The sequence below is a fragment of the Vibrio sp. SCSIO 43153 genome (genome assembly GCF_023716625.1).
Taxonomy (GTDB): Bacteria; Pseudomonadota; Gammaproteobacteria; order Enterobacterales; family Vibrionaceae; genus Vibrio; species Vibrio rotiferianus.
Genome location: NZ_CP071856.1, coordinates 691,160 through 702,884 on the forward strand (window position 1 = coordinate 691,160; position 11,725 = coordinate 702,884).

The 11,725-nt window shown below is 43.6% G+C and carries 15 protein-coding genes; 4 read left to right on the top strand and 11 right to left on the bottom strand.

What is annotated here, in order from left to right; all coding sequences use genetic code 11:
* Nucleotides 1-40 precede the first annotated feature (40 nt).
* On the top strand, nt 41-328 hold the full coding sequence (locus J4N37_RS19280) for a hypothetical protein (protein ID WP_010450871.1): 288 nt from the start codon (nt 41-43) through the stop codon (nt 326-328).
* Between the two features lie 336 nt (nt 329-664).
* On the opposite strand, the gene J4N37_RS19285 is transcribed toward J4N37_RS19280, so the two are convergent.
* Complete coding sequence (locus tag J4N37_RS19285) at nt 665-1,042, bottom strand: PH domain-containing protein (protein ID WP_010450867.1); 378 nt, start codon at nt 1,040-1,042, stop codon at nt 665-667.
* A gap of 123 nt (nt 1,043-1,165) precedes the next feature.
* Complete coding sequence (locus J4N37_RS19290; RefSeq protein ID WP_005435943.1) at nt 1,166-1,381, bottom strand: TIGR02450 family Trp-rich protein; 216 nt, start codon at nt 1,379-1,381, stop codon at nt 1,166-1,168.
* Nucleotides 1,382-1,602: 221 nt separating this feature from the next.
* Here J4N37_RS19290 and J4N37_RS19295 point away from each other — a divergent pair, with 221 nt between their 5' ends.
* On the top strand, nt 1,603-2,400 hold the full coding sequence (locus tag J4N37_RS19295; protein WP_252043138.1) for an aminoglycoside 6-adenylyltransferase: 798 nt from the start codon (nt 1,603-1,605) through the stop codon (nt 2,398-2,400).
* Nucleotides 2,401-2,506: 106 nt separating this feature from the next.
* Here the strand turns inward: J4N37_RS19295 and J4N37_RS19300 are convergent, their stop codons facing one another.
* From J4N37_RS19300 to J4N37_RS19325, 6 genes are all read right to left on the bottom strand, one after another.
* Nucleotides 2,507-2,929 carry a hypothetical protein gene (locus J4N37_RS19300; protein WP_045390930.1) on the bottom strand — a complete coding sequence of 141 codons (423 nt, stop codon included), beginning with the start codon at nt 2,927-2,929 and terminating at the stop codon, nt 2,507-2,509.
* A 185-nt stretch (nt 2,930-3,114) separates the two neighbouring features.
* The gene (locus J4N37_RS19305; RefSeq protein WP_010450860.1) at nt 3,115-3,567 is read right to left on the bottom strand and encodes a hypothetical protein; all 453 of its coding nucleotides are present in this window, start codon (nt 3,565-3,567) and stop codon (nt 3,115-3,117) included.
* 140 nt (nt 3,568-3,707) lie between these two features.
* On the bottom strand, nt 3,708-3,953 hold the full coding sequence (locus J4N37_RS19310) for a hypothetical protein (RefSeq protein WP_045390928.1): 246 nt from the start codon (nt 3,951-3,953) through the stop codon (nt 3,708-3,710).
* 299 nt (nt 3,954-4,252) lie between these two features.
* Nucleotides 4,253-4,966 carry a class I SAM-dependent methyltransferase gene (locus J4N37_RS19315; protein WP_045390925.1) on the bottom strand — a complete coding sequence of 238 codons (714 nt, stop codon included), beginning with the start codon at nt 4,964-4,966 and terminating at the stop codon, nt 4,253-4,255.
* A 156-nt stretch (nt 4,967-5,122) separates the two neighbouring features.
* On the bottom strand, nt 5,123-5,524 hold the full coding sequence (locus J4N37_RS19320; RefSeq protein ID WP_005435931.1) for a GFA family protein: 402 nt from the start codon (nt 5,522-5,524) through the stop codon (nt 5,123-5,125).
* 167 nt (nt 5,525-5,691) lie between these two features.
* Nucleotides 5,692-6,171 carry a porin gene (locus J4N37_RS19325; protein ID WP_009705020.1) on the bottom strand — a complete coding sequence of 160 codons (480 nt, stop codon included), beginning with the start codon at nt 6,169-6,171 and terminating at the stop codon, nt 5,692-5,694.
* A gap of 499 nt (nt 6,172-6,670) precedes the next feature.
* Here J4N37_RS19325 and J4N37_RS19330 point away from each other — a divergent pair, with 499 nt between their 5' ends.
* Nucleotides 6,671-8,155, top strand: coding sequence for a winged helix-turn-helix domain-containing protein (locus tag J4N37_RS19330; RefSeq protein WP_252043139.1), 1,485 nt, complete (start codon nt 6,671-6,673; stop codon nt 8,153-8,155).
* A 21-nt stretch (nt 8,156-8,176) separates the two neighbouring features.
* On the opposite strand, the gene J4N37_RS19335 is transcribed toward J4N37_RS19330, so the two are convergent.
* A complete protein-coding gene (locus J4N37_RS19335; protein ID WP_009705022.1) occupies nt 8,177-8,899 on the bottom strand; it encodes a TerC family protein in 723 nt (240 codons plus the stop codon).
* A 512-nt stretch (nt 8,900-9,411) separates the two neighbouring features.
* On the opposite strand from J4N37_RS19335, the gene J4N37_RS19340 reads away from it, so the two are divergent.
* Nucleotides 9,412-10,026, top strand: a complete 615-nt coding sequence (locus J4N37_RS19340) for a mechanosensitive ion channel domain-containing protein (protein ID WP_252043140.1) — start codon at nt 9,412-9,414, stop codon at nt 10,024-10,026.
* Nucleotides 10,027-10,057: 31 nt separating this feature from the next.
* Here the strand turns inward: J4N37_RS19340 and J4N37_RS19345 are convergent, their stop codons facing one another.
* Nucleotides 10,058-10,321: a DUF3012 domain-containing protein gene (locus tag J4N37_RS19345; RefSeq protein ID WP_005435930.1), complete on the bottom strand. Its 264-nt coding sequence runs from the start codon at nt 10,319-10,321 to the stop codon at nt 10,058-10,060.
* A 161-nt stretch (nt 10,322-10,482) separates the two neighbouring features.
* Nucleotides 10,483-11,502, bottom strand: coding sequence for a type 2 isopentenyl-diphosphate Delta-isomerase (gene fni, locus J4N37_RS19350; protein WP_252043141.1), 1,020 nt, complete (start codon nt 11,500-11,502; stop codon nt 10,483-10,485).
* Between the last annotated feature and the right edge of the window lie 223 nt (nt 11,503-11,725).

Here is an 11,725-nt window from a genome sequence, read left to right on the forward strand (position 1 = left end):
CCTATAGTTACCATTATTAACTCTCTTTCTGAGCTCCAATATGCATCAACAATCCAATCAGCTTGTAAAAAAGGATAGCCTTAAAAAAGCTTTTCTCTGGTTGATCGTATTTGACTATATTCTGCTAGGTTTCTTTCTCACCCAATTGTGGAGCTTATCTCTTAATAGCGGCACCATGATCAGCATGCTGCTGGTTATTTACAACGTATTGCTAACGTTTCTTTGCTTCCAGCGAACCAACAAGCAAGATTCTTATATCATCTACCCAATTATCTCGGCTACGCTACTCGCGTTCGTCTGCTTCTTATATTTCTTCTTTTTGGTTTGATGGCACACCAAGATCTGTTGATTTCTAGAACTGATTATTTCGGCAGTTTGTCGGGGGTTATACAAAGCGAAGGCTTTGGAATGTCATTCTCCTACCTTATAAACCAACCATGAAAGGCATAAAAAAGGAAGCATAATAAGCTTCCTTTTTGGGGGTAAAAATTAGGAATTGGATTACCGGATCATCAGATAAAAGATAACACCTGCCGTAAACCCCAATAAAGCTAATAAGGTTGAGCTTGGTTTACTTTGTTTCCCTTTCAACCCATTGTTCTTCGCCATGCTGACTCCTTGTCTTTGGCCTTCCATTCTGGCTAATTAACACCTTAACGAATATCTATCCGAGGACGTGCTCACTGATCATTTTGTTGAACGATACTAAGTCGAAAGAACCTCTTATCTCAAAGCGCACTCGCCCAACTTCACTCAGGAATAACTCGATCTCGCAGTCCAAATCAAACGTACCCGATGTTTCAATCGAGAAAGCATTGATCTTACTGTAAGGCAGTGAAGTATAGTCGACTTTTGAGCCCGTGATCCCTTGTACATTCGCCGCTATCACACGCTTGTTGGTAAACACCACTTGGTCACGTACCGTTTTGAAGCCAGCGAAAATACTCTCACCCTCAATCAAAAACTTGTGGAAGTCTTCACGTACATTAGAAACTTCAATCGGTTTAAGTTTGAAAACCGATGAACTGTCGAAATCGATCATGGCATTACCTCAGAACATGAATAAATAAAATCACCCACCAATTAATAGCAGAGCCTCTACCACGAGCCTACTGATTTTGGTGACTTTTCTAACTCCATCTCGTTTTTGGTCATCGCACCGATGCTATTTCCATCCTTGCCGCCATTGTTGTGTGTCTTTCAGATCATGCCAATCCAACTCGCGCTCTCGCTTAGTCATGACAGCTTCAATCACGCATCTCACGACATTGCCTTCCTCATCAAACTCCATTTCTGAAATGATGAAGTGCTTTTCTTTGTTTACCGGTTCTGTCGCTGTCCATTTGCTGCGAAGTAACTTTTTAGGGTGAACTCGATTCATGATGCACCGCCATTCATACAATAAACAAACTTTATTACGTAGCAACTGACCAAAGTGGTCACCATAAAGCTAAGATACTAAAAAGCTGTATTTGCTATTGTCTCTATCTATTTTTGTTGATTATTAAGATGCTTCACGCCATATTGTAATGCTGCGCTAATTTTACCGCACTAACCATCCTGCTGATGGTTCTAATATCAACCATGATTAATAGGTAAAATATGAAATTCTCAAGCACGCTTCCTCAAACTCATGAACAGCTTCTAAGTAAAATTCTTGCGGTATTTACTGCTGACCCACGCATTCTTGGTATTGGTGCAAGTGGCTCTTACGCCTCTGACTCCATGGACAAATACAGTGATTTAGATTTGGTCATCGCCATCAATCCCGAAGATTTTGATTCGGTAATGGCAGATCGCTTTGCACTTATAGACCAAATAGAAGGCCAAGTCGCCGCTTTCACTGGTGAACACGTGGGAGAACCAAGATTGGTTATCGCAATCTACGCGCCAGATGCGATTCATGTCGATTTCAAATTTGTCTCTTTACCGGATGCAGCCACTCGTGTTGATGACACAAAAGTGCTTTGGGAACGCGACGGACAGCTATCGCAAGTCTTCGAGACTGCTGAGCCTCACTATCCTCAGCCGGATCCACAGTGGATTGAAGACCGCTTTTGGATTTGGGTTCATTACGGCGCAACCAAGATTGCTCGTGGGGAATACTTTGAGGCCGCGGAATTTTTATCGTTCCTGCGCTCTGTTGCGATATCGTCATTAGCCCTGAAACAACAAGGATTGACTCCCTCTGGCGTGAGAAAGATTGAATCACGCATGCCTGAGTTTGCGGCAGAGCTAAAACAAACCGTCGCCATGCCGGAGCGAGAAGCGCTGATTCCTGCATTTGAAAAGATCGTAGAGCTGTATTTGTCGCTGCGAGAGAACGAGCAAGTCACTATTAAACCGGAAGCTCAACAGCTTTGTATGGATTACTTCCAGCAAGAGCTGAAAAGCGAGTAAAGCTGGCACAGCGTAGAAACAATGACACGCGAAAACAACGACAGATAGAAACAACAAAGGGGATATCACTATCCCCTTTTTCATCGGCTTGATTCACTGAGAGCGATTACATCACGCACTCTTTCGCTGCTTGTGCTCTCTCAATGCCTTCTTCAATCAGAGATTTGGTTTCTTCGCTGCCGATAGATGACATCACTTTGTCCATCACCTTATCCACTGTCGATTCAGAAGACGCTTCCACCAAACAAGCGTACGCATTGGCAATGTGTTCTTTCGCTTCAATAAGTGCTTCAGGGTCACTGAAATCCACATTCATTGCTTCTTCAACCGACGCCGCAAGTTCTTCTGCCGATTCCGCAGCATCACCAAATTGGTCCAGGTTAAACGCTTCTTCTACTGAATCCATCTGCTCTTGAACCGTATCAATCGCTTTGTTTGCGGCTTCTTGCGCTTGGTCAATGGCTTTGCTTGCGTCATCACAGCCGACAAGTGCCATTGCTAAAACCATTGTTGAGATTGTCTTTTTCATATTTGTTCTTCTAACAAGTAAATCGCTAATCATCACAATACGTGATTAACAAAGAGATTTTAATTCAAGAGTTGTAAGAAGAGGAAACAGAAACGCTTGAAAGCCCCAAAAAACAAGGCCGATACAACGAGCGGCACTTGTATTTATTTATGTAAAGTGACTTGCCTAGCTATACGTTAACCTGTTTAAGCTATTCTACCGTGTTTAATCGCCATCATTTCATCATACGATCGTTGTAATGCATCAAACGTCCACTCGAAGTAGACGCGACGTTCCATTAACGGAGCAATTTGGTCTGCATCAAACGATTCAATAGTAAGATCCGAGTACTCAACTTGCAGGCTGTCGCCGTCCGTCCCCCAATCTTCATATTCACGGTTACCAATGAGATCGTAAAGGTTGTTGCTTAGGAAGCTGTATATCACTAAGAATGACTTTACTGCATCTTCAGAAACGTTCAGCATGCTTGCAATCTGCGCAACATCATACGACTTTTCTTTATCACCTTGGTTAATATCAAGCCTTACCAATTGGGTTTCCCACGTTGCTAATTCACCGTAAGAGTCCAAGACATGTTGATTCAGGGCTTCGAATACCTGAAAAAAGTCTTGGATCATAGGTAGGTAATTGTCAGACATAAAGTCCCTTATTGTATTTAGTGGAACGGGCGACCTTCACCGCTGTGTTCTGCTCACCCTAGCCAGTGATTGTTAAAAGTTAGACTATAAGTTGCGACTTCGCGTACTGTTCTCGTAATTTTACTGTCATTTTTGGGTAATCAATCAACTAATGCCGTTGGCTCATCGATGCCCATGTAATCACACAACTCACGTTTAATTCGGTGGAACTCTTGTACTGAGACAAAACACTCGGCGTAACCCGTCTTGCCTTCAATGCCAATATGAAGATTAGGTAAAGTATCAATCGATAATATAATTTCAATAGAGTCGCTCGCGAATAAGAACTTCACGACATGATCCATATTTAAATAGTGACCTGATTCAATTTTTAATGCTTTTGCCACGATAAGTTCTCGGTATCAATAAAGGTTTATGATCGAGCAACAATTCGATATGAAGTGATGGCGAAGTGCTTCATAAATAATGAGTTGAGCCACAATCGGAATGAGACTATCACAAGCTTCCGTATCTAGAATTTGAATTCCCCCTCACTTTTGTTGCGATTAACTTTCAAGTGCCATCGTTTACCCAAAACTGACTGTAAGTTCACATACAAAAGAAGAGCGGAGCCTATTTCACAGTTTCAAGGAACAAAAAGGCCACTGTGATAGCGGCCTTGGTAAGTCATTAATTGGCGTAAGCTTCACGCATTTATCTGGTACATCGCGAAATAGGTATCAGCTTGAATAACGTGTTTTTGGCTAAGCTGCTTCAAAGCCTCAACAGCGTTTGCGAATGGGTCGTCTCCTGCGAATGCCTCAACCAACTTGTTGTAACGCTTTGAAGAAGAAAACAGCACATGCGCCAGCTCTTCAGCGCTAACTTCTAGCTCCACGGTCTCTTTGTAAACCTTCATCGCTTGGAAAGCGTCACAATCATTGAAGTTGATAGCGTGGTCATAGTTGGATTCCGTCAGCTCCATCTCTATGCCTAATAGCTTGAGGGGCTTTTCGAGCAACACTTCAAAATCGTACACCACAACGTGCGCTGCAGATTGGCAAACTCGTTGAAGTTCAGTCACCAAAGCCGCAGACTTTGCATAAGAAAGTGAGCCTGCAAACGTCACGACATCCACACTGTTGTCTGGTAATGGCACATGCTCACCATCGCCGACATGATACTCAATACCTTCTGATGGTTTGGTTTGCTCAATCATTGACGTGCTTGGGTCCACACCATGCAGTTGCTGACAGTATTTAGCCAATGCCAGTGTTGATACGCCCGTTCCACAGCCAATATCTAATCCCAACTGGAACTGGGGTAACGCACCTAAGTTAGCTTGTAGGATGACTTGATGCAGCGGCGGACGATAAGCCGCGTAATGCTTAGAGATGGCTTGGTTGTATTCTTCGCTCACTGATGTTCTCCCAAAATCTGTCGATGTTATTTAACCGTATCCGTATAGTGTCGGATATTACTGCCACTCAAAAGCAAAAAGCCACTCATTTGAGTGGCTCTATCTCACAACTTTAAGTGCTTTCTGATTTGGTACGGCGCTCAGCCTCAAACCCGCTTATAGCTTAGGTTCGGCTTCGAATTGCTTGAGGTCATCAGTAATGTCATTCCAAGGCGCTTTGGATGCGACAAAAATATGGAAGCTTGGCTTATGGGAAGGCACATCATCAAGAATACCCAAGCGCACATTGACGATACCGTTGTTCTTTTTCGAATATAGGCTAGAGCCGCAATGACGGCAGAATGAGAGTTCGGTATTGGCGCTCTTCTGATAGGTTTGGATGTGTTCCGCACCCTCAATCACAATCAGTTTATCCAGTGCAACGCCACCTGCTGACGAGTAATCGGATCCGGTAAATTTGCGGCATTCAGAGCAATGACAATTGCCCATGTATTTGAATTCATCCGCGACTTCGAGTTTCACCTTGCCACACAGACATGAGCCTTTGAGTACTTCCATTGTTAAGTCCTTCTCTTTATTGGAATGTCAGTTACCGAATCACCATGCCAGTCCAACACGACGAAATAAAGACAAGTAAGTCAGGTTTGCAAAAATGGAACGAAGAAAACCACCGCACTCTTCCATAAGCGCAGTGGAAAACAACTAGGACAAGTCGTTGCTTTTTTTTAGAAGCGGAACTCTGCACTTAGTGCGTAGCTGTTCTCAACAACTTTTGCTTCGTACATGGTGTACTCAAGTGCAACGCGAGCTGGGCCCAATGTCACACCTGCACCTACGCCGTAGTAGATGTCGTTCGTGTCACCAAGGTTAGTTTGGAAGTGACCCATACCGACACGACCGTAAACGTCGAAAATAGTGATTGGTAGTGTTAGTTTCGCACTTGCTAGCCAAGCATCAGAGTAGATGTGCTCGAAGTCTTTGTGCGTATCGATGAAATCTGCATATCCACCTTCAATCGATAGTAGGTCATTAAACTGGTAACCGATGTAAAGGTTGTAACCGCTGTTTTGATCACTAAAGTCTGTGTTCTCGTTCTTTACTTGGTATTCAGAATATAGGTAGCTAGCACCAATGTATGGGTTAGCAGCAGCTTGTGTAGCAAAGAAGATAGCAGCGATTGGAAGAATAAATTTGTTCAGTTTCATTTCTTAATAACTCTCAATATAAAAGGTTGACTAACATTCCCTAATCCTTCAGTACGTGATGCTCATGCATCGATTTTTTATTTCCTTATTGCAAGTGACTCCAGGGAACGTTGCGCCTTTTCTCTTTTAAGAAGCTCGCCCCTCACTTGCGGTATGGGATGCATCATCCTGTGTTTTCGCCGCTGTGGCATAACGTAAAGCTCAGCAGTTAATAAAACTTCATCACTGGCATATAAACAAAATATAAAACCAATAAATACATAACCTTAAACATCAAAACAGAGGATAAAACAAACAAATTAATTGGAACTTTTCTTCCATTCAGTGTTGATTTCCTAGGTAAAAAGGAAAGCACTAGAGGTTGAGAGCGGAAATCCGCATTCCGATAACGAAATGTGTAGAAAATCACGTTACTCGCGCTTTAAATTGTCAGCAAAATCATTCAATTGAGACTACATTTACTCAATGAGATGAATAAAAAATAGAAGAGCGAGCATGAATGCCTGACAAAAACATCAGTTTTATCGTAGATGAGTGGCGTTTTGTGCCCAATGAGGGGCAAATACAGTTTGCTGACTCATGCATTACGATTGATAACCGTCTCTCAAAGTTGCTTGAGTTCTTGTGTCTGAACCCAGGACTGACTCACAGGCGTGATGAACTTATCGAGCAAGTGTGGGGCGGCAGTGTATTGACCGATCAAGTGGTCACTCAAGCGGTATTTGAACTCAGAAAAGTACTGAAAAAGCACAGCCAACAGGAATGCAGCTACATCGTCACCGTACCAAAGCGTGGGTATCGATTTGATGGCGAAGTAAAACTGGAAAAAATCGCGATACAGAAACCTGAAGATCAGGTGATTGAAGAGGAAGAGTCGCAAACTGAAGCCTCGAAACCCGCGATAGAGGCCGTTGAGCACCGTCCTACAAAGAGCAAACAACCCATCTTAATTGGTGCACTTTCTTTGATTGTTCTTATTCAGGCGGCATTTTTACTGTTTAGCGCAAACGACTCAAAACCGAACCCTGATGTTCGCACCGGGCACTTGAGCCATTACGAATTTCGTTATGCAGTATTGAATGTCAGTGAGGATGTGAAAGCACGACCAGAATTGTACGGTATCGTCATTAAGTTCATGGAACACATTGGGTTTTACAGCAATATTCGTGTGGTCAAATCTAAAGAACACAGAAAACTCGCCGCCATAGAGTTCAACATCTCCACCAGCAAGAGCAGCGATGGTAAAAAGTTGCGTTTGTTGTTCCAGTATCACAATCGCGTATCGGGGCAGACTCATTTAAATCGTCGTTACTCGACCAACTTTGAACGGTTTCATCAAACTTTCCCATCCATGATCGATGACATGCTACGCGCGATGTACATTGAGGTGCCGGAAGAAGAGTTGGAACACAATGTGTCGATCTTCCCTAAAGATCCAGAAGCAGTAAAAGCGTTGATGTCCGGGACGGGCGCTTTGTACAACAACGCTGGCTATGAAAATGCGATGGAGTATTTTCGCCAAGCAAAAGCCCTCGCACCAGATAATGCCTACACCATTTCGGTAAGCTACATTGGTGAGGTCATGAGAGTATTTGCAAAAGATGAAGCGAATAAGAAGCAAGTAATTGAAACACTGAACAAAGAATACTCTTCTTCTTTGTCCGAGGTATTGAAGCGAGGGAATAACCCAAGAGTGTGTGAAGCCAACGCAATCTTGGCGCTGTCGGAAGATAACCCAGATAAGGCATCACAAATACTGTTGTCGATTCCGTACAATCAGCAAACGTCCTTAACCTATCTATTACTAGCGAAAGCGGAAGAAGCTCGCGGTCATACAAGTGGGGCAAAAGAACTGTATTTGCAAGCGACACAAAATACGTCGTCGCCAATTGCACTGAAACTTGCGGGTCCATTGTTCTTTGACAGCAACTTGGACACCATGATTAAAGAATTGCAAAGCGTAAAAAGCGAAGCTAACCCATAGTGGTTAGCTTCGCATTAAAGTTTAGAAGTACTGTCCTGCCACACGTCGAGAAGAAGGTTGTCGGCTGATTAAGATATGGCATAGCTCAAGCAGCAAACCAAACGCAAGCGCACTGTAAACGTAGTGCTTATCGATATTCAGCCCTAACCCTTCAACAATCAGCAGCGCACCTAATACAATCAGGAATAGCAGCGCGAGCACTTTCAATCCGGGATGACGAGTAATCACAGCCTGAACTTTATTCGCCATCAACATCAGAATCACGCTTGAAGAGATGATCACACCAGCAAGAATGGTGATGTCCTGCGTAAGGCTTGCCGCGATAATCAATGAATCGAGAGAAAACACCGCGTCCACCGCAATAATCTGCAATATGACCGTGCCAACTTGCCCAGCAAAGAATTGATGTGGAGGCGTTTCAATAGGCACGACCCATGCCCAAAGCTCTTTGATGCCTTTAAACAACAGAAATGCACCACCAACAATAAAGATAAGATCATTGCAAGAGAGTGATACCCCTTGGTATTCGACAAACGGTTCCTTCCAAGACAACAACCAAGATACCGAAAATACCAGCGCAATGCGGTTTAACACAGCTAAACCGATACCGAGATTGCGTACGCGTTGGCGCAAGTGAGCAGGAAGACGCTCAGTCATGATGGTAATAAAGACGATGTTATCGACACCCAGAATGAGTTCTAACATGAGTAACGTGCCGAAGGCGATAAAGTAGTCGAGATTCATTATTTAAGTTCTCTGTGCAAAGTGCGAAAGAATAGTTATTAAATATCCACTCTCTCCTAAGCAGGCACTACCTTGCGCTCAAATCCCCTCTCTAACATGGGGAAGTCTGTATTCCGTTCTTAGGTGCTTTGGCTGAGTTGTTCCCTAATGACGCAATTATGAGTAGCGTCTTTTCATTGCTTTGTAGAACACGTAAAGCAATTTTATCGCGATAAGTGTCATCACTTTCTCCAAGGTTGTGGTTAATCAGAGGAAGGCTATTGTATTCACCAGTTTCATAACCACATCACAAAGCACTTAGAAAAAGATAAAGAAAATATAAAACAAATAAACACCTTAATTTCATAGCTTTAAATAAACTCAAAACCACCAAAGGTGAAAAATTCGTACCAAAAGAAACGGTTTCTTTGGCTTATAAAATGACATGAGAGAGATATGATTTTTTGCTGAGAGAGACTTGACGCTTTTTCTGATTGCTGACCGTACACTCGCCCTATAAAGAGGAGAACGTAATGCTGTCATCGATTGAACAATTTCTACAAATCCTGAGTGACTACGACATACTGCTCGGTCTGATTTTCATTTTGGCTTATCAAATCTTCAGTAAGATCGCGACCAAAACACTCACTACGTTAGCGCGGAATAAAAAAGTCAAACCACCAAGAATATTATTCATTACCAGAACGGTGAACATTTTGTTGTTCGTCTTCTTATTTGCCACTTTTTTGCTCGTGAGTGGTATTGGCTACGGGAATTTTTCAATCTTCCTTTCTTCTGTGTTTACCGTTCTAGGCGTGAGCTTTATTGCTCAGTGGTCAATTCTGAGCAACATCACTGCTAGCTTTCTTATCTTCTTCGTCTTCCCTTACCGTGTAGGCGATAACATTCGTATTGATGATGGCGCAGGAATTGAAGGGATGATCATAGACATTCGTTTGTTTCACACCTTGATAAAACATGAAGACGGCGACTTTTCGACTTACCCAAATAACCTCTTGCTACAAAAGAACGTCACCAAGAGAACCCATAAGAATGCCGTTGAGCCGACTCTACAAAAGGTCACCGACGTAGATATCGATGTTAGTGTCGGTGTTGATGACCTTCAGATACAAGAAAGCCGAGCATAGTGCTCGGCTTTCTCATTTTTGTTCGGTCAATTTAGAACACACAGTGCTTAGCAAAGTCTGTCGCTTCGTTTGCGGTCCACTCACCTTTCGGCTTGTCTTTTAGGTTCTTACACCACTGCTCGCTACCGATGCCATCTTGCAGAACACAATGCTTCGCGAAATCAACCGCGTTGTCTGTTGTCCATTCTGTCTTTGGCTTTTCGCGCATGTCTTTACACCAAGCTTCTGTACCCACTTCGTCAGAACATGCCGTTAGCGCTGTTGCCGCTAGCAGTAGCATTACCAATTTTTTCATAAATCCAGGTTCCACTTTCAATTGATGAATGGACTATACCCAAAATATCAGCACAAGTGTTAAGACTCAGACAATTTATCGACACTCGCTCTGTAAAAGACATGAAATTCGGCGAAATCAACCTAACTTAATCAATAAGCGAGCAAATATGAGCCGTTGAGCTAAAGGCGACGAGCTTGGGTCAATGCTTGAAGATTCGCAGAACCTGTACCAAAGCACGCCAAACGTAACTCTAATGCCATTTGTTCAAAGTGGTCGACAACAGATTGCGTGCTGATTGTTGCGGCTTTTAATACCCCACCAGCTTGCCCAACAAGGCTAGCACCTAAGTGTATCGCTTTCGCGGCTTCTAAGCCGTTATGCACGCCACCAGAGGCAATTAAAGGTAAGTCAGGGTATTGGTTACGAATTTGCTCTAAGCACTTAGCCGTAGGAATGCCCCAGTCACGAAACAGCTCCGCAGCACGCTGCATCTTGTTATCTGTCTGACAATAACCTTCAACCGCAGACCAACTCGTGCCACCAGCGCCAGCAACATCAATCGCATCCACACCCGCTTCAACAAGTTGCTTGGCTACCGCGCCACTGATGCCAAAGCCGACCTCTTTAATGATCATCGGAACATCGACGCGCTGTTTTAACTGCTCAATCGATTTGAGCACGCCAACCCAATCATGGTCACCATTCTGCTGAAAGGCTTCTTGCATAGGGTTGAGATGCACAAATAAAGCATCCGCTTGGATAAAGTCGACTGCACGTTGGGCGTTGTCGAGGCGTTGTTTGTCTCTCAGTTGAGCAGCCCCTAAGTTGGAATACAAAGGCACGCCTTTAGCGAGATCACGAATGGTTTTGCCCAAACCTGAATGTAGGCTGTCTTCTAGGCTCACGCGCTGCGAGCCAACCCCCATCGCAATGCCCATTTCACTGGCCGCTTCTGCCAAACGACAGTTGATGATCTCTGCATCTTTTGCGCCACCCGTCATGGAACTGATCAAAAACGGCAGCGCCAATGAGTGACCAAGAAACTCGCTCGAAAGGTCGATGGCGTTAAAGTCACATTCAGGCAATGCGCAATGCTCAAATTCGACAGACTCAAAGCCCGCCGTTTTGCTTTTCATGTTCATGTCATGATGTAAAACAGCGTCTAAATGTAAGTCTTTTCGATTAGATTGCGGAGCCATAATGTCACCCTAAAGTAAAACAGTCGCGCAGTATTGCGATCCTTGTCATTGCCGTCAATGCGAAAATTCGGAAATTGAACAATTTATTTACCGAATCGAGCCTTGTGGGCTCTGATCTTATGACTAAGGAATCATATTAAGGAGCAGCGTTTAAAACACTGCGCCTCACTGCTCTATTAAGCTTGGGTAACGATTAACAATGTTGCCACTCCGATGTGCCAAG